The sequence below is a fragment of the Paracoccus sp. DMF-8 genome (genome assembly GCF_029309835.1).
Lineage (GTDB): Bacteria > Pseudomonadota > Alphaproteobacteria > Rhodobacterales > Rhodobacteraceae > Paracoccus.
On sequence record NZ_JARJHL010000011.1, the window covers coordinates 309,344 to 329,345 of the forward strand.

The 20,002-nt window shown below is 65.1% G+C and carries 18 protein-coding genes and 3 pseudogenes; 13 read left to right on the forward strand and 8 right to left on the reverse strand.

The annotated features are described in order from the left end of the window. Positions 1–5: 5 nt before the first annotated feature. Together PE067_RS13080 and PE067_RS13085 are read right to left on the reverse strand one after the other, a co-directional pair. On the reverse strand, positions 6–311 hold the full coding sequence (locus PE067_RS13080) for a hypothetical protein (RefSeq protein ID WP_276189886.1): 306 nt from the start codon (positions 309–311) through the stop codon (positions 6–8). A gap of 197 nt (positions 312–508) precedes the next feature. Next, positions 509–697 (reverse strand): heavy-metal-associated domain-containing protein, encoded by a 189-nt coding sequence (locus tag PE067_RS13085; protein ID WP_276189888.1) that lies wholly within the window; start codon positions 695–697, stop codon positions 509–511. 341 nt (positions 698–1,038) lie between these two features. On the opposite strand from PE067_RS13085, the gene PE067_RS13090 reads away from it, so the two are divergent. Continuing rightward, entirely contained in the window at positions 1,039–1,959 is a 921-nt protein-coding gene (locus PE067_RS13090) for a DMT family transporter (protein WP_276189890.1), read from the forward strand. Positions 1,960–2,010: 51 nt separating this feature from the next. Beyond that, a complete protein-coding gene (lepA, locus tag PE067_RS13095) occupies positions 2,011–3,810 on the forward strand; it encodes a translation elongation factor 4 (RefSeq protein ID WP_276189892.1) in 1,800 nt (599 codons plus the stop codon). Positions 3,811–3,844: 34 nt separating this feature from the next. On the opposite strand, the gene PE067_RS13100 is transcribed toward lepA, so the two are convergent. Beyond that, the gene (locus tag PE067_RS13100) at positions 3,845–4,345 is read right to left on the reverse strand and encodes a transposase (protein WP_276189894.1); all 501 of its coding nucleotides are present in this window, start codon (positions 4,343–4,345) and stop codon (positions 3,845–3,847) included. A gap of 33 nt (positions 4,346–4,378) precedes the next feature. Next, positions 4,379–4,555 carry a hypothetical protein gene (locus PE067_RS13105; RefSeq protein WP_276189896.1) on the reverse strand — a complete coding sequence of 59 codons (177 nt, stop codon included), beginning with the start codon at positions 4,553–4,555 and terminating at the stop codon, positions 4,379–4,381. A 162-nt stretch (positions 4,556–4,717) separates the two neighbouring features. Here PE067_RS13105 and PE067_RS13110 point away from each other — a divergent pair. From PE067_RS13110 to dxs, 5 genes and pseudogenes are all read left to right on the forward strand, one after another. Continuing rightward, positions 4,718–6,052: pseudogene (locus tag PE067_RS13110) on the forward strand (NAD(P)/FAD-dependent oxidoreductase); the annotation flags it as partial. Positions 6,053–6,139: 87 nt separating this feature from the next. Next, positions 6,140–7,054 carry a histone deacetylase family protein gene (locus PE067_RS13115; RefSeq protein ID WP_276189899.1) on the forward strand — a complete coding sequence of 305 codons (915 nt, stop codon included), beginning with the start codon at positions 6,140–6,142 and terminating at the stop codon, positions 7,052–7,054. After that, a complete protein-coding gene (locus PE067_RS13120; protein WP_276189902.1) occupies positions 7,055–7,291 on the forward strand; it encodes an exodeoxyribonuclease VII small subunit in 237 nt (78 codons plus the stop codon). Positions 7,292–7,294: 3 nt separating this feature from the next. Further along, positions 7,295–8,159, forward strand: a pseudogene (locus PE067_RS13125) (polyprenyl synthetase family protein). A 30-nt stretch (positions 8,160–8,189) separates the two neighbouring features. Continuing rightward, on the forward strand, positions 8,190–10,115 hold the full coding sequence (gene dxs / locus PE067_RS13130) for a 1-deoxy-D-xylulose-5-phosphate synthase (RefSeq protein WP_276189905.1): 1,926 nt from the start codon (positions 8,190–8,192) through the stop codon (positions 10,113–10,115). A 72-nt stretch (positions 10,116–10,187) separates the two neighbouring features. Here dxs and PE067_RS13135 read toward each other — a convergent pair whose 3' ends face one another. Then, positions 10,188–11,423, reverse strand: a complete 1,236-nt coding sequence (locus PE067_RS13135) for a Hint domain-containing protein (protein ID WP_276189908.1) — start codon at positions 11,421–11,423, stop codon at positions 10,188–10,190. 332 nt (positions 11,424–11,755) lie between these two features. Here PE067_RS13135 and PE067_RS13140 point away from each other — a divergent pair, with 332 nt between their 5' ends. Next, the gene (locus PE067_RS13140) at positions 11,756–12,472 is read left to right on the forward strand and encodes a VIT family protein (RefSeq protein WP_276189911.1); all 717 of its coding nucleotides are present in this window, start codon (positions 11,756–11,758) and stop codon (positions 12,470–12,472) included. Between the two features lie 161 nt (positions 12,473–12,633). After that, on the forward strand, positions 12,634–13,131 hold the full coding sequence (locus PE067_RS13145) for a peptide-binding protein (RefSeq protein WP_276189914.1): 498 nt from the start codon (positions 12,634–12,636) through the stop codon (positions 13,129–13,131). A gap of 79 nt (positions 13,132–13,210) precedes the next feature. On the opposite strand, the pseudogene PE067_RS13150 reads toward PE067_RS13145, so the two are convergent. Together PE067_RS13150 and PE067_RS13155 are read right to left on the reverse strand one after the other, a co-directional pair. Beyond that, a pseudogene (locus tag PE067_RS13150) lies at positions 13,211–14,076 on the reverse strand (SDR family oxidoreductase). Between the two features lie 2 nt (positions 14,077–14,078). Next, on the reverse strand, positions 14,079–15,065 hold the full coding sequence (locus PE067_RS13155; RefSeq protein WP_276189917.1) for an LLM class flavin-dependent oxidoreductase: 987 nt from the start codon (positions 15,063–15,065) through the stop codon (positions 14,079–14,081). Positions 15,066–15,165: 100 nt separating this feature from the next. Between PE067_RS13155 and PE067_RS13160 the strand changes: the two genes are divergently transcribed. From PE067_RS13160 to PE067_RS13175, 4 genes are all read left to right on the forward strand, one after another. Beyond that, positions 15,166–16,650 carry an AMP nucleosidase gene (locus PE067_RS13160; RefSeq protein WP_276189919.1) on the forward strand — a complete coding sequence of 495 codons (1,485 nt, stop codon included), beginning with the start codon at positions 15,166–15,168 and terminating at the stop codon, positions 16,648–16,650. Positions 16,651–16,805: 155 nt separating this feature from the next. Beyond that, positions 16,806–17,105, forward strand: coding sequence for an HU family DNA-binding protein (locus tag PE067_RS13165; RefSeq protein WP_276189920.1), 300 nt, complete (start codon positions 16,806–16,808; stop codon positions 17,103–17,105). 266 nt (positions 17,106–17,371) lie between these two features. Then, entirely contained in the window at positions 17,372–18,346 is a 975-nt protein-coding gene (locus tag PE067_RS13170) for an alpha/beta fold hydrolase (RefSeq protein ID WP_276189921.1), read from the forward strand. Between the two features lie 112 nt (positions 18,347–18,458). Continuing rightward, positions 18,459–19,379: a DMT family transporter gene (locus tag PE067_RS13175; protein WP_276189923.1), complete on the forward strand. Its 921-nt coding sequence runs from the start codon at positions 18,459–18,461 to the stop codon at positions 19,377–19,379. Here the strand turns inward: PE067_RS13175 and PE067_RS13180 are convergent. Further along, positions 19,325–19,963, reverse strand: coding sequence for a glutathione S-transferase family protein (locus PE067_RS13180; RefSeq protein WP_276189925.1), 639 nt, complete (start codon positions 19,961–19,963; stop codon positions 19,325–19,327). The genes PE067_RS13175 and PE067_RS13180 overlap by 55 nt on opposite strands. Positions 19,964–20,002 lie beyond the last annotated feature (39 nt).

Here is a 20,002-nt window from a genome sequence, read left to right on the forward strand (position 1 = left end):
TCAGATCAGCGGGCGCAATAGGCTTCGGCGGTGCTGGCAAAATTCTTGTAGCGCGCCCAGAATGCGTTGTCGGCATTGCTTTTGGACATGCGGACCTCCTGCGCGCGATGCGGATCCTTGAAGAAATCGGCGGCGCGGCGCTGGTCGGAACGCGACAGCGTCATGTCGGCGACCTGCTGGATACAGCCGCACAGCGCGGTGCTGCGGGCGTTGCGGTCGGACCGCATGCAGGCCGAATCGATCGGCCCCGCAACGGCCAAGGGGGCGGTCAGGATCACCGCGGCGGCGGCGATCATCAGGCGGCTTTTCATCTCTGTCTCCTCGGTTTCTGCCCTGGCGCAGGGGCTTTTCGCCCTCTGTGATCCGCGCCGGTTCGTCCCGCAACCCTAGCAGAAGAGCGTATTCGTCTCAATTCCGCAGGGTGGACAACAGGTCGTGCAGGCGGTCCGGCGCCGCGCAAGATATGCCGCAGTCCTTGCGGGTCCGGCCCGGAAAGGCGAGGGGCAGGCTAGTTCGCGGGTTCGGGTGGATAGCCTGCGTCGCGAATCACCTGTTCGGCGCGGGCGCCGTCCAGCCCTTCGACCGTGACGCTGTGTTCGGACAGATCGGTGGTGGCGCGGCCGCCGGCATCGGCCACGGCTTTTTCGATGGTGGCGGTGCAGTGGCCACAGCTCATATCGGCGACGGTGAATTTCATCGGGCGCTCCTTGGGGCGGCAGGTCATGGTTGGGCGCATCGTCCCGCCTGCCCCGGCGAAATGCAAGCATCCGCAGGCGCCCGGCTGGCCCCCCCCCGGCTGGCCCCCCGGCTGGCCCCGTTGTCCTTTGCCGATGATCGGCGTAGAAGATACGGGACGCTGCCCGAAGCGGGCGGTTTCCCGTCCGGTCCGCCCGTCTGGGCAGGCGGACAAAGACCGACCAGATCCCCTGAACAAAGCTGCGTGACGAGGTGATTGCCTGCCCGCTGCCCCCCGGCAGCGGTCCTGACCCGAACGGCCCCGTGACGGGGGCGCGACCAACCCTGATCGTGGATGCCGACATGGTTCCCCAAATAGCCCCGCAGAACTTTCGAGGCGCGATCCTGATGGTGCTTTCGATGGCGTTTTTCGCCGCCGAGGACACATTCATCAAGATCCTGACCGGCAACCTGCCCTATCTGCAGGTGCTGACCAGCGTGGGCGTGCTGGGTTTCGCGGTGTTTTTCGCGATGCTCCGGCTGAAGGGCGGGCGGTTCCTGACGCGCGATCTGCTGGACCCGGTCGTGGTACTGCGCACCCTGGGCGAGGTCGTCGGCTCGATCGCCTTTGTCATCGCGCTTGCGCTGAGCGATCTGTCCACGACCTCGGCAATCCCGCAGGCGCTGCCCCTGATGGTGGTTCTGGGCGCGGCCCTGTTTCTGGGCGAGCCGGTCGGATGGCGGCGCTGGTCGGCGATCTGCGCGGGCTTTATCGGCGTGCTTCTGATCATCCGGCCCGGCGGCGAAGGGTTTACCCTGGTGTCGCTGCTGGCCTTGCTGGGGGTCGTGGGGCTGGCCGTGCGCGATCTGGTGACGCGGCGGATCCCGTCGCATATCCATTCGGATCAGGTCAGCGCGCTGGCCTTTCTGGCGCTGGCGGGGGCGTCGATGCTGCTGGCGGCGATCATGGGGCAGGGGTTTGTCGTCCCCACGGTGCCGCAGGCGTCGATGATCGCGATCTGCATCGTCTTTGGCGTGACGGGCTATTCGCTGCTGGTTGCGGCGACCCGGATCAGCGAAATCGCGGCCATCGCCCCCTATCGCTACACCCGGCTGGTCTTTGCCCTGATTCTGGCCTTTTTCGTCTTTGGCGAACGTCCGGACGGGATGACGCTGATCGGTGCGGTGATCGTCGTCGCCTCGGGCTGCTATACCATGTGGCGCGAGGCCCGCCAAAAGCGCGCGCGGCTGCGACAGGCGGGCTTTGTCACGCTGGATGACTAGAGCCTTTCGAATCCTCTTCCCGCAGCGCATTTCGCCCTGTATAGCCCGGCCATGACCGACCTTGATCTCATCCGCAACTTCTCGATCGTGGCCCATATCGACCACGGGAAATCCACCCTTGCCGATCGTCTGATCCAGATGACGGGCACGGTCGCCGAGCGCGACATGAAAGCCCAGTTGCTGGACAGCATGGATATCGAGCGCGAGCGGGGCATCACGATCAAGGCCAACACCGTGCGCATCGACTATCCGGCAAAGGACGGCAAGCAATACGTCCTGAACCTGATCGACACGCCGGGCCATGTCGATTTCGCCTATGAGGTCAGCCGGTCCATGCGCGCAGTTGAAGGCAGCCTGCTGGTCGTCGACGCCAGTCAGGGGGTCGAGGCGCAGACGCTGGCCAATGTCTATCAGGCTATCGACGCCAACCACGACATCGTGCCGGTCCTGAACAAGATCGACCTGCCCGCCGCCGACCCCGACCGCGTCAAGGAAAACATCGAGGATGTGATCGGCATCGACGCATCCGACGCGATTGAAATTTCGGCGAAAACCGGCCTTGGCATTCCCGATGTGCTGGAAGCCATCGTCACCCGCCTGCCCGCCCCCAAGGGCGACCGCGACGCGCCGCTCAAGGCGATGCTGGTCGATTCGTGGTATGACGCCTATCTGGGCGTCGTCGTCATGATCCGCGTCATGGATGGTGTCATCCGCAAGGGCGACCGCATCCGCATGATGCAGACCGGCGCGATCTACGGCATCGACAAGCTGGCTGTGCTGCGTCCGCAGATGCAGGACATCCCCGAACTGGGTCCGGGCGAGATCGGCGTGCTGACCGCGTCCATCAAGCAGGTCCGCGACACCCGCGTCGGCGACACCATCACCCATGAGCGCAAGGGCGCGGATGAACCTTTGCCCGGCTTCAAACCCGCGCAGCCGGTGGTGTTCTGTGGGCTGTTCCTCGTCGATGCCAATGATTTCGAGGCCCTGCGCGACGCCATCGAGAAACTGGCGCTGAACGACGCCAGCTTCAGCTACGAGATGGAGACCTCTGCCGCGCTTGGTTTCGGTTTCCGCTGCGGCTTCCTGGGGCTTTTGCACCTTGAGGTGATCCGCGACCGTCTGGAACGCGAATACGATCTGGACCTGATCACCACGGCGCCGTCCGTGGTCTTCAAGCTGCACATGAAGGACGGCGAGGTCCGCGACCTGCACAACCCCGCCGACATGCCCGACCTGACCTATGTCGACCATATCGAGGAGCCGCGCATCAAGGCGACGATCATGGTCCCCGACGAATATCTGGGCGATGTGCTGAAACTGTGCCAAGACCGCCGCGGCATCCAGATGGACCTGACCTATGCCGGCAGCCGCGCCATGGTCGTCTATGACCTGCCGCTGGCCGAGGTGGTTTTCGACTTCTACGACCGGCTGAAATCGGTGACCAAGGGCTATGCCAGCTTCGACTATCAGATCAGCGAATACCGCGAGGATTTTCTGGTCAAGATGTCGATCCTTGTGAACGACGAACCGGTCGATGCGCTGTCGATCATGATCCACCGCGACCGCGCCGAAGCGCGCGGCCGCGTCATGGTCGAAAAGCTGAAAGAGCTGATCCCGCGGCACATGTTCAAGATCCCGATCCAGGCGGCCATCGGCGCGCGGGTGATCGCCCGCGAAACCCTGTCCGCGATGCGCAAGGACGTGACCGCCAAATGCTATGGCGGCGATGCGACGCGGAAAAAGAAGCTGCTGGAAAAGCAGAAGGCGGGTAAAAAGAAGATGCGCCAGTTCGGCAAGGTCGAGATCCCGCAGACGGCATTCATTCAGGCGTTGAAGATGGATAATTAGGCGCGTTCACCGGGTGGTGGGGTGAAACCCCACCCTACGCGGTGAGCCGCCCTGCCTTGATGTCGCGATGGATCGAGGAATACCGCCAGTCCTCGGGGCGTGCCACCAGCCCGTGTTTTACCGGATCGAGCCAGCAGTAGTGCAGATGCGCGGTGAAATCGGCCCGGTCACGGATATGATGTTCCCAGAACCGCCGTTGCCACAACCCGGCATCACCTTTCGCGATCTTGGACGGCGACCGTAGGGTGGGGTTCCACCCCACCGTTTCCCGGACAGCCCGCGTGAACCGCGACTTGATCGCACCCCAACGCACCGAATAATCGCAATCCCCATCCGGCAGGCGCCAGATGCAATGCAGGTGGTCTGGCAGGACGACACAGGCCTCGATCTCGAAAGGGCGTTCGGCACGGGTGACGCGCGTGGCCTCGCGCAGCAAGCCGATCTGATCGACCAGCAGCGAACTGCCGCGCTGCGCCAGCGCGACGGTGAAAAAGATCGGGGTGCCGGGGCGGCGGGGGCGAAGGTAGCGCGACATGGCCCATGATCGCGCAAGATGGTTAAGAAATTACTATTTGCGCTTGCCGCCCGGCAGCCACATGGCCATCCAGCTGTCGATCCAGATCTTTTGCCAGTCTTTCATCATCTGTCTTTGAGCTTTGCTCATCTCGGCCATCATCTGGCCGCGGGCCGCGCCGGTGATGCTGTTGGCGGCGGAAAGCCATGCGCTCATCCAGGGGTTTTTCATCTCATTCTCCTGACATGCGAGGCTTCATTCTGCCCTGCCGCCGCACCCCCTACAAGGACCGTGATGCGGGCTTCGCACCGGAACCCACCGAATGCGGCATGTCCGACCAAAGCCCCCTGTCCCTGTCCCGCGACTTGACAGGACCGAACGGCGGCGTCCAACTGTGCCCGCCGAAAACAACCGGCGGAGGTATGGCGGATGGGCGAAACGCAGGCGGGGCAGCACAGGGTCGTGGTGATCGGCGCGGGCTTTGCGGGGCTGCATGCCGTGATGGGGCTGCAGGGCGCGGGCTGCGACATCACGCTGATCGACCAGCGCAACCACCATCTGTTCCAGCCGCTGCTGTATCAGGTGGCGACGACACTGCTGGCGACCTCGGATATCGCCTGGCCGATCCGCTCGCTGCTGAGGGATCGCAAGGATGTCACGACCCTGCTGGGCACCGTCACCGACATCGACCGCGACGCGAAACAGGTGGTGCTGAAGGATGGCGGCCGCATTCCCTATGACACGCTGATCGTCGCGACCGGCGCGCGCCACGCCTGTTTCGGCAATGACGGGTGGGAGACCCATGCCCCCGGCCTGAAAACGCTCGAGGATGCGACGACGATCCGCCGCCGCCTGCTGCTGGCCTTCGAGCGGGCCGAGCGCACCGACGACCCGGCCGAACGCGATGCGCTGCTGACCTTTGCCGTGATCGGCGCGGGACCGACGGGGGTCGAACTGGTCGGCATCATCGCCGAACTGGCCCATCGCGTCCTGCCGCGCGAATTCCGCCGCGTCGATACGCGCAAGGCCCGCGTCCTGCTGATCGAGGCAGGGCCCGCGATCCTGCCCAGCTTCAGCCGCGGCCTGTCGGATTACGCGGCCCGCGCGCTGCAGCGGCAGGGGGTCGAGATCATGCTGGGCGATCCCGTCACCGAATGTTCGGCGCGCGGCATTGTCGTCGCGGGCCAGACCATCCCGTCGCGCACGATTGTCTGGGCGGCGGGCGTGCAGGCGTCCCGCGCCCGCGACTGGCTGAAGGCAGAAGGCGACCGGGCGGGCAGGGTGATCGTGACGCCGGAACTGGCGCTTGCCGACGATCCTGCGGTTTTCGTGCTGGGCGATACCGCCCATGTCACCAGCGACGGCAAGCAGGTGCCGGGGGTCGCACCCGCCGCCAAGCAACAGGGCAACCATGCCGCCCGCGTCATCCGCAGCCGCCTGACCGGCAAGCCTGCGCCCGCGCCCTTCCGCTATCGCAACATGGGCAATCTGGCGACCATCGGGCGCAACTCGGCGGTGATCGAATACGGCCGTTTCCGCATGAGCGGCTGGCTCGCCTGGTGGCTGTGGGGCTTTGCCCATGTCTATTTCCTGATCAATGCGCGGTCGCGGCTGTCGGTCGCGCTCAGCTGGCTGTGGGTCTTTCTGTCGCGCAACAGCACCGCGCGGCTGATCACCCAGAACGAGCCGCGCCGCCGCGCCGCGCCGCCGGACAAGCCCCCGGAATAGCGACCTTGCAGGCAGGGACAGCAGCGCTTAGCCTCGCCCGATGCGGGAGGAGCCACATCACATGACCAGATCCAAGGCAGGGTGCGCATGACATTGCTGTTCACCCATCCCTCGGCCTTTGACCATGCCGAACCGCCGGGGCACCCCGAGCAGGTCGGGCGGATCCGCGCGGTGATAGACGCCCTGCAAGGCGCGGCGGTCGATCCGCGCGAGGCGCCGGTCGCGGACCGCGCCGATATCCTGCGCTGCCACCCCGAAAGCTATCTGGAACGCATCGAGGCATCGGTCCCGCGCGAAGGCTGGGCCATGCTGGACGGCGACACCTATATGTCCCCCGGCAGTCTGGAACCCGTGCTGCGCGCCGTCGGCGGGGCCTGCGCGGCGGTCGATGCGGTGCTGTCGGGCCGCGCGCCCAATGCCTTTGTCGCCATGCGCCCGCCCGGTCACCATGCCGAACGCGAAACCCCGATGGGGTTCTGCCTGTTCGGCACCGTCGCGATTGCCGCGAAACGCGCGCTGGACCATCACCGGCTGGACCGCGTCGCCGTGCTGGATTTCGACGTCCACCACGGCAATGGCGCGCAGGCGCTGCTGTGGGACGAGGGCCGCGCCTTTTTCGCCTCGACCCACCAGCAGCCGCTGTTTCCGGGCACGGGCAGCGCGGACGAGGTCGGCGCGCATGGCCAGGTCCTGAACATTCCCCTGCCGCCCGGCAGCGGCGGCAGCCATGCCCGCGCGGCATGGGCGCGGATCTGCGAAAGGGTGGTTGCCTGGCGGCCCCGGCTGATCCTGATTTCGGCCGGGTTCGACGCCCATCGCGACGATCCGCTGGCCAGCCTTGACTGGGACGAAAGCGATTTCACCGCCATTACCCGGATGATCTGCGATGCCGCGACAATGGTCTCTGCCCCGGTGGTATCCGCGCTGGAAGGGGGCTATGATCTGGACGCTCTGGGCCGCTCTGTGCGCGCCCATGTCGATGTTCTGGCAGAGGTGTTCTAGATGACCGAGATCAAGGATTTGTCCTTCGAAGACGCAATGAAGGAGCTTGAGGCGACAGTCGGCAAGCTGGAACATGGCGAGGCCACGCTGGAGGAATCCATCCGCCTGTATGAACGCGGCGCCGCCCTGCGCAAACATTGCGACGACGTGCTGCGCGCGGCCGAGGAACGGGTGGAAAAGATCACCCTAGCCGCGAATGGTCAGCCATCGGGCGCGACGACGGCCGAAGGTCTGTAACCCATGAAATCGCGGATGGATGAGGTCAGGACGCAGGTCGCGGCCGCGCTGGATCAGGCTGTTCTGGCGTTGCCTGCGGGTGAATTGCGCGATGCGATGTTTTACGCCTGTCAGGGCGGCAAGCGTATCCGGGCCTGTCTGGTGATGGAATCGGCGCGGCTGCATGGCGTCCCTGACAGCGCCGCGCTGCCCGTCGCCGCGGCGGTCGAGGCGCTGCATGCCTACAGCCTCGTCCATGACGACCTGCCCGCGATGGATGACGACGACCTGCGGCGCGGCCAGCCGACCGTCCATGTCCGCTGGTCCGAGGCGACGGCGATTCTGGCCGGTGACGCCTTGCAGACGCTGGCATTCGACCTGCTGCTGCGCCCGGAAACCGGCACCCCCGCCGTGCAGGTCGCGCTGGCCCGCGCCTTTGCCGATGCCATCGGTGCGCGGGGCATGGTCTATGGCCAGATGCTGGATATTGCCGCCGAAACCGCGCCTGATCCGCTGACGCTGGACCAGATCACCCGGCTGCAGGCGGGCAAGACCGGCGCATTGATCGAATTTTTCCGCAATGTCCGGGGCGCTGCTGGCCGGGGCCGATCCGGCCCCCCTGCGCGATTACGCCCGCAATCTGGGGCTGGCCTTCCAGATCGCTGATGACATCCTGGACGTCACCGGCGATGAGGCGCAGACCGGCAAACGCGTGGGCAAGGACGATGCGGCGGGCAAGGCGACATTCGTGTCCTTGCTGGGGCTGGAAGGCGCGCGGGCCCGTGCGCGGGAACTGGTGGCGGCGGGCGATGCCGCGCTTATGACCTATGGTGACAGGGCGGGAAACTTGCGTGAACTGGCGCGTTTCGTTATCGACCGCTACGCGTGAACAGAACCGCCACCCGAAAAGGGCCAGCCGATGACCGATCAGCCGAACCGTCCCCTGACCCCCGTTCTTGACCGGGTGGGCCTGCCCTCTGATCTCAAGGGGCTGACGGATCGCGAATTGCGCCAACTGGCCGATGAATTGCGCGCGGAAACCATCAGCGCCGTGTCCGAAACCGGCGGGCATCTGGGCGCGGGGCTGGGCGTCGTCGAACTGACCGTGGCGCTGCATGCGGTGTTCGACACCCCGCGCGACAAGATCATCTGGGACGTGGGCCATCAGTGCTATCCGCACAAGATCCTGACCGGACGGCGCGACCGCATCCGCACCCTGCGCATGGAAAACGGGCTGTCGGGTTTCACCAAGCGGTCGGAAAGCGCCTTTGATCCCTTTGGGGCGGGGCATAGCTCGACCTCGATCAGCGCGGCTTTGGGCTTTGCCATGGCGCGCGAACTGGGCGGCGATCCGGGCGATGCGATTGCCGTGATCGGCGATGGCGCCATGAGCGCGGGCATGGCCTTCGAGGCGCTGAACAACGCCGGTCATCTGGGCAAGCGGCTGTTCGTCATTCTGAACGACAATGAAATGTCGATCGCCCCGCCCACCGGCGCGCTGTCATCCTATCTGACCCGGCTTTACACCGGCGGCCCCTTTCAGGAATTGAAGGCCGCCGCCAAGGGCGCCGTCAGCCTGCTGCCGCCGCCGATGCAGGAAGGCGCCAAACGCGCCAAGGAAATGCTGAAAGGCATGGCCGTCGGCGGCACCCTGTTCGAGGAACTGGGCTTTTCCTATATCGGCCCCGTCGATGGGCATGACCTGGACCAGTTGCTGCCCTTGCTGCGCACCGTGCGCGCCCGCGCCGACGGTCCGGTTCTGATTCATGCCGTGACCAAAAAGGGCAAGGGCTATGCCCCGGCCGAACATTCCGCCGACAAGGGCCACGCCCGTGGCCGCTTCGACGTGGCGACCGGCGCGCAGGCGAAATCGAAATCGAACGCGCCCAGCTATACCTCGGTCTTTGCCCGCGCCCTGGTGGATCAGGCGGCGCGCGATGACAGGATCGTCGCCGTGACGGCGGCCATGCCCGATGGCACCGGGTTGAATATGTTCGCCGAACGCTTTCCGCGTCGCTGTTTCGACGTGGGTATCGCCGAACAGCATGCCGTGACCTTTTCGGCGGGGCTGGCGGCGGGGGGCATGAAACCCTTTTGCGCGCTGTATTCGACCTTTCTGCAACGCGGCTACGATCAGGTCGTGCATGATGTCGCGATCCAGCGCCTGCCGGTGCGCTTTGCCATTGACCGCGCCGGTCTGGTCGGCGCCGATGGCGCGACCCATGCCGGGGCCTATGACGTGGCCTTTCTGGCGAACCTACCCGGCATGGTCGTCATGGCCGCCGCGGATGAGGCCGAACTGGTCCATATGGTCGCGACCGCCGCCGCCCATGACGACGGCCCCATCGCCTTTCGCTATCCGCGCGGCGAAGGCATGGGGGTCGAGATGCCCGAACGCGGCATTCCCTCGGAAATCGGCAAGGCCCGCGTCATTGCCGAGGGCAAGCGCGTCGCCATCCTGTCATTCGGCACCCGTCTGGCCGAGGTCATGCGCGCCCGCGAGGCATTGGGCGCGCGCGGCATCACCCCCACCGTGGTCGATGCGCGTTTCGCCAAACCGCTGGACCGCGACCTGATCCTGCGCCTTGCCGCCACGCATGAGGCACTGATCACCATCGAGGAGGGCGCGGTCGGTGGCTTCGGCAGCCTTGTCGCACAGCTTTTGTCGGACGCAGGCGTGTTCGACCACGGGTTGCGTTTCCGCCAGATGGTGCTGCCCGACACATTCATCGACCATGCCAGCCCCGAAGCGATGTATCGCGACGCCCGCATGAACGCCCCCGATATCGAGGCCAGGGTGCTTGATGTGCTGGGCGTGGCCCAGATCGCGGACAAAAGGGCATAGGCGCCGTTTGACGACACACGCGCGGAACTGTTGTCCCGCGCGTGATTTTGGCATGGCTGCGGTGGCGCGCGGTTACTGAACCAGCGCCTTGCCGTTCTGCCGGTGGCGGACCGCCAGTTTCCGGCCCTGACGCGCCGAGGTCAGGAAACGCACGGATTCGGGGACAAATGTCTCATCCGCCAGTTCGGGGAAGATCGCCAGAATCTCGTTGCGGGCGGCCTGCGACAGCATGTCCAGAGCGGTCGCGCCGGTGTAAAGCGATTCCGTTTCCGCACCGTTCGAGATGACGATTTCGTGCTGGTCGAACAGCAGGTGGAAGTATTCGACGCTGTCCTGATCCTGCACGATATCGACCCCGTCCAGTTGCAAAAGCTGCTTGGCCGCGACCAGAACCTCATCGGTGTCGAACATGCGATGCGCGACCCGCGATCTGATCAGAATGCGGTGCTGCGGTGACACGATCAGATCCTGTGCGGGAATATTCGCAGCCAGCGCCCCGGCACGAAGCCGGATCGGGCGCAGCACGGGGTTGGCCATCAGCGCCAGCGGACCAAGGCGGCGCGCGCCGATCCAGCGCAGGGTCTGCAGGCCACGGTCGCGGGTCATGATCCGCATTCCCGCGACCAGATCCTCGACGGCGACAGGGCCATGTTCGGTCTGGATCAGGGTGCCGCGCGCAAAGCAGACGACATCCAGCGTGCCATTGCCTTCGGCGACGTTCAGTGTGACACGGTCGATCACCGTCTGCCCCAGATCGGTGGTCGCGCGCACCGTGGCTGCGATCAGTGCGAAAGGCGCCCCCAGGACGGGGCCAAGGTCGCTGGCGATATCGTCGATTGCATCGGCCAGACCGGACGTGATTTCGGACAGCGGCACATCCACCAGTTCGATGTCTTCACCCAGCACGTTGACGCTGACCGTGGCGCCAAGGCGATCTTCTGCAAGCTCTTGATCCGAAACGATATAGGTTGAGCCATCGCCGGCGCGCAGCGCGTGACCCTCGATGTCGTTCACCTGGACGTTGATGCCTGCCAGCCCTTCAACACCCACGACGACATTGGCCGTCGACAGCACCACCGGCCCGATGCAGCTGCCGGTGATATCGCCCCCCGCGGTCGGCACGGTGACGGTTTCGCCCGTTTCGGCAATCGTGCCATCGCCGCCCTGATTGGTCGCGCTGATGTCGCCGGTGGTTTCGGTTGAACCGGTAAAGAAGTCGTTCAGCAGATGTTGTGAGTTCGTGTCGATGACCCAGGCATCGACATCAAGTGTCAGCAGGTCGTTGGGGACCTGGGCAATATATGGCATGCGGCATTCCCTCCCTTGAACACGGGGCAGATTGACTTAAATTTTGGGGATGCCAAAAAATGAACTCGGAGATTGATACAGACGGTGTCCCCATCGATGAAGGGACGCTCTCAGGATGATTCGATCCAAATCCCTTCTCGCATAGATTGCTATGTTTGCGTTGGGGAAATCAATACTATTTTAACGAATTTTTAAGGGGTTATTTTGCGGCGCACGAATGAATGCGCTTCTGCTGGTGCGCGGATCAGGGATCCCGGCAGAATTTCGGGTTTCGCCGGGCTGTCACGGCTGATAGCTATTTTACCGATACCCCCGTTCGCCGACCACGCCGCATGACCCAATTCACGCACCCCGACGCCCATCCCGACGATCCGCATTACATCAGCCGTTCGGGCTGGTTGCGCGCCGCCGTGCTGGGGGCGAATGACGGGATCGTGTCGATCGGGTCGCTGATCGTCGGCGTCGCTTCGGTTTCGGGGGAACATGGGGCGGTGATCGTGGCGGGGATCGCGGGGCTGGTCGCCGGGGCGATGTCGATGGCGGCGGGGGAATATGTTTCCGGTTCGTCGCAATCGGATATCGAGCGCGCCGATATTCACCGCGAACGCCGCGCCTTGCATGCCGACCCGGATATCGAGCTGGAGGAGCTGATCTCGATCTACGAATCGCGGGGGCTGGCGCCCGATACCGCGCGGCTGGTCGCGGTCGAACTGACCGAACATGACGCGCTTGGCGCCCATTTGCGCGACGAACTGGGCATGTCCGATATACATGCCGCAAACTCCTTTGTCGCGGCGCTGGCTTCGGGGGTGACGTTCACGGTCGCGGGGGCGATCCCCTTGATGGGCGCGGTGTTGGCACCTGCCGGAATGTTGATCGTGACGGTGCTGGTTGCGACCTTGCTTGCGCTGGCCGCTCTTGGGATGATCGGGGCCAGGGCAGGTGGTGCGCCGGTCGGCCGCGCGGTCGTGCGGGTCATCATCTGGGGCGTGGTCGCGATTATCGCGACGGCGCTGATCAGCAGGGTTTTCGGCGTCACCGCCGGTTAGAGAGTTCTGGATGCTGCGCGGATTGATCCTGATAACTGTGCTGGCCGCCGCCCCCGTTCTGGCGACCCCGGCATCGACCACGCCCGAGGCCCTGCTGCCGTCGCGCGCGGATGTCAGCGGGGTTGCCGCGCATGACGTGCTGAACCTGCGCGCCGAACCCAATGCCGAGGGCTGCGATTCTGGGCACGCTGCCCGCCGATGCCAAAGGGGTCGAGATCGTGCATTTCGACCCGACCGGGCAATGGGCGCGGGTCAGCCTGGGCGAGATTTCCAGGTTGGGCCTCGGGGCGGTTTCTGGTGATGGACCGCACCACTGGACGCCGGGCAAGCTGCCCTCGGGGATGCGCTGCCATGGGACAGAGCCGTTCTGGTCGCTGAACGAGGTCGATGGCCGGATGAGCTATGCCGAACCCGACGGCCAGCCCCGCGATCTGGAACTGCGCCGCGTTCTGGACCGTGGCATGGCCGAAGACGCGATGCGCGCCCTGATCGCGGGCGACGACAGGGGCCGCGTCACGGCGGTTGTCCAGCCCGGCCTCTGTTCGGACGGCATGTCCGACCGCGATTTCGGCCTGTCGGCGACGGTCATTCTGGACGGCGGCGATCAGCCCTCGCGGATGCTGAACGGCTGTTGTTCGGTGGCGCGCCAAGGCAGATAACCCATATATGGCTGGCAGAGCCGCCGAAGCGCGATGGCGGGGTCGTCGTCCGGCGTGGGATGTCGGCGTGACCCCGGTTTCAGCCGTTTTCATCCCGCGCCAGCGCCGCCAGCCCGGCGCGGTAATCGGGATACAGCAATTCCACGCCCAACTCGTCGCGGATGCGGCAGTTCGACACGCGCTTGCTTTCGGAATAAAAGCTGCGCGCCATGGGGGTCATCTCTGCCGTGGCGAAATCCTCCAGCGGGGGCAGGGGCAGGCCGGCGATTTCGGCGGCATGGGCGATGATATCCTCGGGGGGGCGGGGTCGTCGTCGCAGACGTTATAGACCGCGCCGGCGCTGGGGCGGTCCAGCGATGCCAGCAACACCCGCGCGATATCCTGCACATGGATGCGCGAAAAGATCTGGCCGGGTTTCACGATCCGCCGCGCCGTGCCCGAGCGCAGTTTCGCAAAGGGCCCGCGCCCCGGCCCATAGATCCCGGCCAGCCGAAAGATATGCAGCGCCAGCCCGTGTTCGCGGGCCAGATGCTGCCATGCCTGTTCGGCGGCGACACGTTCCTGACCGCGCAGGGTCGAAGGCGTCAGCGCGTCGCCTTCATCGACCCAATCGCCCTGACGGTCGCCATAGACGCCGGTCGTGGACAGATAGCCGATCCATGCGGGCCGGGCGCTGGCGATATCGTCGCGATAGGCCATCAGCGCCGGATCGCCGTGGCGGTCGGGCGCGGCGGTGACCAGCAGCGCGTCGGCCCGTGCGATGGCGCGGCGCACCGCGTCATCCTGACCGGGCCAGCGCAGCGCATCCGCGCCGCTGGCCGCGACGCGCGGCAGGTTGTTGCGGGTCGTTCCCGTCACCTGCCAGCCGCGCCGGATCAGTTCGGGCGTCAGCCAGCCCGCCGAATAGCCGTGACCCAGCACGACCATGCGTTTTTGCCCATCCATGCTCATGCAATGCCCCGCATGATCTCGGCCGCCATCCGGAACGAGCGGATGCGTTTGTCCGGGTCGTGGATATTGCCGGTCAGGATCAGCTCATCCGGTTGATATTTTTCAATGAAACCGCGCAACTGCTGTTCGACGGCCTGCGGCGATCCGACCGCCGTGATCGCCAGCGCCTGATTGACAAGGCGCTGATAGGCCTCGGGGACCTCGACGCCGATATCCTCGACGGGTTTCGGCAACAGGCCGGGGTTGCCCATGCGCAGCCGGGCGAATTGCAACTGCTGGCTGGTGCGCAGGAAATGCGCCTCGTCATCGGTGGGGGCGGCGACGACGTTCACGGCCAGCATGAAATGCGGCCTGGTGCCCCATTGGGTTTCCTGAAAACGCTCGCGATAGAGCGTCACGGCCTGATCCAGATCGCCCGGCGCGAAATGGCTGGCAAAGGCATAGGGCAGGCCCAGAACCGCCGCCAGACTGGCCCCGTAAAGGGAGGATCCCAGGATCCAGACCGGCACATCGCTGCCCTGACCGGGCCATGCGTTGACACCCGCAGCGGGACGTTCGGGGCCAAGATAGCCCAGCAATTCGACGACATTGTTCGGGAAATCGTCGTTGTTTTGCATATTGCGGCGCAGGGCCTGCATGACCGCCCCGTCGCCGCCCGGCGCCCGTCCCAGCCCCAGGTCGATGCGCGGCCCGTGGATCGCGGCCAGCGTGCCGAATTGTTCGGCGATCTGCAGGGCGGAATGGTTGGGCAGCATGATCCCCCCCGCGCCGATCCGCATGGTCCGGGTATGTCCGGCAATATGGCCGATCAGAACGGATGTCGCCGCGCTGGCGATGCCTTTCATATTATGGTGTTCGGCCAGCCAGTAGCGGTGATAGCCCGCCACCTCGGCGGCCTGCGCCAGCTTCACGGATGAGGCGATGGCCTGGGAAATGTCGAAACCTTCGCCAACGGGGCTGAGGTCAAGGATGGAATATTGCATCGGATCGCTTTCCTGTCTTTGACCATCACATAGGAAGGAATGCAGCCGCTTGCCAGTTCCCCGGCCCGCTGGCAAAGTTCGCCCAACGCAGGAGAGCGCGATGACCGACGACAACCGGGTGCTTCCGGTCAAGACCCCCGATCCCATCGGCAACGAACAATTCAACGACCCCGTGGCTGCCGTGGACCGGCTGACCCGGCTTTACGACCGCGCCACGGAATTTCTGCTGAGCCATTTTCAGCGCACGCTGGACGGCGAAGCCCCGACCGCGCGCTATCGCGCCTTTTATCCCGAATTGCGGCTGACGACATCCAGCCATTCGCGCACGGATCTGCGGCTGGCCTTTGGTCATGTCGCGCTGCCGGGCAGCTATTCGACCTCGATCACCCGGCCGGCGCTGTTTCGCGACTATCTGGTCGAACAGATCGGGTTGTTGATGCGCAACCACAATGTCCCGATCGTGGTGACGGACAGCGACACGCCGATGCCGGTGCATTTTGCCGTGGCCGCGCGCAGCAGCCTGAACGTCCCGCAGGAAGGCGTGCTGAACTATTCGCTGCGCGATGTGTTTGATGTGCCCGACCTTGGCACGACGAATGATGATATCGTCAACGGGACCTCGGGACCGAATGCCGATGGCAGCCAGCCACTGGGGCCCTTTACCGCGCAGCGCGTCGATTATTCGCTGGCCCGGCTGGAACATTACACCGCGACCTCGCCCGAGCATTTCCAGAATTTCGTGATGTTCACGAATTACCAGTTCTATGTCGATGAGTTCGAGGCCTTTGCCCGCCGCGTTCTGGCCGATCCGGATTCCGGCTATACCGAATTCGTCGGCCCCGGAAACAGCATCGTCCGCGACCCGCAGGAACTGCTGGCGACGGGCGCCAAGACGCCGCAGATGCCCGCCTATCACCTGAAACGGCCGGGCCATGACGGGATCACGCTGGTCAATATCGGGGTCGGCCCGTCGAATGCGAAAACCGCAACCGACCACATCGCCGTTCTGCGCCCCCATGCCTGGCTGATGGTCGGCCATTGCGCGGGGCTGCGCAACAGCCAGCAGCTTGGCGATTTCGTCCTGGCCCATGCCTATCTGCGCGAAGATCACGTCCTGGACGACGACCTGCCGGTCTGGGTGCCGATCCCCGCGCTGGCCGAGGTGCAGGTCGCCCTGCAGGAAGCCGTCGCCGAAGTCACCCAACTGGAAGGCTATGAGCTGAAGCGGATCATGCGCACCGGCACCGTCGCCACCATCGACAACCGCAACTGGGAGTTGCGCGACAATTCCGGCCCGGTGCAGCGGCTGTCGCAATCGCGGGCGGTTGCGCTGGACATGGAAAGCGCGACCATCGCCGCCAACGGCTTTCGTTTCCGGGTGCCCTATGGGACGCTGCTGTGCGTGTCGGACAAGCCCTTGCACGGGGAACTGAAACTGCCGGGCATGGCCACCGCCTTTTATCGCAGCCAGGTCGCAAACCATCTGCTGATCGGCATCCGCGCCATGGAAAAGCTGCGCGCGACGCCGCTCGAGCGGATTCACTCCCGCAAACTGCGCAGTTTCAACGAAACGGCCTTTCTTTAGCGCCGGATCGGCGCCTATTGGCCGTGGCGCACCTGTTCGTTCAGGTTTGACGCGGGAAAACGCTTGAAAATTGCATAAAAACCTTGTGTAGCGGGCGCAGTGCCGCCAAGGTGGCGCCCAACATTTCCCACCAAGGGGACAACGAGGAGACAGAGATGGCCGTGGCCAACAGCAAACCGATGACGAAAACCCAGCTTGTCGCAACTCTGGCCGACGAAATGGGCAGCGACAAGAAAACCGCGACCGCGGCGCTGGATGCGATTTCGTCTGTCGTGACCCGTGTCGTCGCCGAAGGCGGTGCCGTGACGATCCCCGGCATCGGCAAAGTCGCCTGCCGTGCGCGTCCCGAGCGTCAGGTCCGCAATCCGCAAACCCAGGAAATGATGACCAAACCGGCTGACAAGGTCGTCAAGGTCACCATCGCCAAGGCGCTGAAAGACAGCGTCAACGCCTGATCCGGGCTCCGGGGCTTGGCAAACCGGAATTTTCAGGGTCGCGCCTTGTGCGCGGCCCTTTTTCATGCCGGCGATGGCTGTCCGTTTCGCCTTTGGGTTGTTTCGCGGGCCGGCGCCGCGTCCCGCGTGTCTTTGGGAATCGACCGACTGTTCAGCGTCTGAAAATTGATGGCGTCTTTTGCATCCTCGGACGGGGCCGATGCAGCGGCATGGTTGCGCCCGCACCGTTTCGCCCGTTAATGAGACGCAAAATCCGGGGAACACAGATGAGCAGCGGCTTCAACCCATTCAGGGGCATTCCGAAACACGGGTTGGGCGCCCTGACCGGCCTGTTTCTGGGGCTGGGCGCCGTTCAGGCGCAGGAAATCAACATCCCCGGCCCGGCAGGTCCCCTGATGGCCGAAGCCATCGCGGTCGCGGGCAGCCGTGACGTCGTCGTCATCATTCCGGGCTCTGGCCCCATCGACCGCGACGGCAACGGCCCGGCGGTGGGGATCGTGTCCGACCTGTATCGCCAGATGGCCGAGGGGCTGGCCGAACGGGGCATTGCCTCGATCCGGGTGGACAAGCGCGGCTTTGGCGCCAGCGCCGCAGCCTCGGCCGAACCTGCGGATATCAACATCGCGAATTACGCGCAGGACATGCGGGGCTGGGTCGAAAAGGCGCGCGATCTGGCGCCCTGCGTCTGGCTGGCCGGTCATTCCGAAGGCGGGTTGGTCGCGCTGGTCGCGGCGCAGGATCCGCCTGCAGGGCTGTGCGGCGTCATCCTGCTGGCGACGCCGGGCCAGCCCATCGGGCAGTTGATGATCCGGCAGATGGACAACCTGCCCGCGATGACCCGGCTGATGCCCGAATTGCGCGATATCGTCGCCGATCTGGAGGATGGCCGGACCCGCCCGGTGCAGGACATCTCTCCGGCGCTGCGGACGATCTTTGCGCCGGGGTTGCAGGATTACATGGTCGGGCTGTTCCAATATGACCCCGCCGGGGTTGCGGCCGAATGGCATGGCCCGGTCCTGATCCTGCAGGGCGCGCGCGATTTTCAGGTCACGCCGCAGGATGCGCAGAAACTGGCCGATGCCATGCCGCAGGCGCAACTGGTCCTGCTGCCGCAGGCGACCCATATGCTGAAACTGGACATTCCGGGACAGCCCTTTGCGACCTATGGCAATCCCGCGCTGCCCCCCGATCCGCTGCTGCTGCCCGCGATCACCGATTTCATCGCCGCGAACCGCCCCTGACAGGACCACCCCGGCCGAAACATCCGACGCCTTGCCCTTGTCCCCCTGCTGTGCCAGCAACAGGGATCTGCGGCAGGGGGTCTGTCGCAGGCAGCATTTCGGCAGGAACAGCATGGATCTTCGTTCGGTCATCATGGGCGTGACCTTCGCCTTTGTCTGGGCCTCGGCCTTTACGACGACGCGCATCATCGTCACCGCCGCGCCGCCGCTGACCGCGCTGACCCTGCGCTTTGCGCTGTCGGCGGCGCTGGCGATCGGGCTGGCGCTGGCGATGGGCCAGAGCTTTCGGCTGAGCCGCGCCGAATGGCGCGCGGTCGTCCTGTTCGGGATCTGCCAGAACGCGCTGTATCTGGGGCTGAACTGGGTCGCCATGCAATGGGTCGAGGCCTCTGCCGCCTCGATCATCGCTTCGATGATGCCGCTGATCGTGGCCTTTCTGGGCTGGGCCGCGCTTGGCGACCGGCTGCGGCCGATGGCCTTTGTCGGGCTGCTGGTCGGGGTGCTGGGCGTCGCGCTGATCATGGGAGTGCGGCTGCAGCACGGGCTGAGCATTCCCGGCACGATCCTGTGCCTGCTGGCCGCGGTCGCGCTGGCCATCGCCACGCTGAGCGCGCGGGGCGCCAGCGGCAGCCGCAACATGATGATGATCGTCGGCCTGCAGATGGCGGTCGGTTCGCTGTCGCTGGCCTTGCCCGCCGCGCTGATGGAATGGGGCCAGCCCGTCGCCTATAGCTGGACGCTGCTTTACGCCTTTGTCTATACGGTAGTCGCGCCGGGGATCGCCGCGACCTGGATCTGGTTTCTGCTGGTCAACCGCATCGGCGCCGTCCGCGCCGCGACCTATCATTTCCTGTCGCCCTTTTTCGGTGTCCTTGTCGCCGCCATCGTGCTGGGCGAACGCTTTGGCTTTACCGATGCGGCGGGCGCGCTGATCATCGCGGCGGGGATCCTGATGGTGCAGCGGTCGAAACTGCCCGCTCAGCCCGCCGCATCCTCGGCGTCCATCCGGCGGGTCGAGGGCAGTTCGCGGTAGCGATCGACCCATGCCGCCATCGCGGGCGGCATCGGCGGCAGCATGTCCGCGAATGTCGCAAACGGCCCCCCGATCAGCAGATCGGCGGCACAGGGGCTGTCGCCAAGCAGCCACGGCCGGTCCTGCAGCGCCTCGTCGATGCGGGTCAGCATGGTCGCGTAATCGCGGAAACTGTCGTGGAAAACGGGGCTTTCCACCCCGGCAAAGCGGATCGCCACCACCGCCTCGACCACGCCCTGATAGTAAAACAGCCATGACAGATAGGCGCCGCGTTGCGGATGCCCGACGGGGCGGCCCAAGTCGCTTTCGGGGAAAAGATCGGTCAGATACAGGATGATCGCCCCCCTTTCCCGGACCTGCGTATCGCCATCGACCAGATAGGGCACCTTGCCTTCGGGATGGGGGTTCGCGGGATCCACCGCACCCGCACCACCCATCCGCCGGATCGAGACGTTGCGGATATCGACGCGGTTCGCGATGCCCATTTCGCGCAGCAATTGCACCACGGTCGAGGAACGGCTGTTCGGCGCATGATAAACTGTCAGGCATGATTGTCTGCTGTTTCTGATGGGGTCAGTATGCACCCCGCTGCTGACAGTTTCCGGCAGGAGGAGACATGGCAG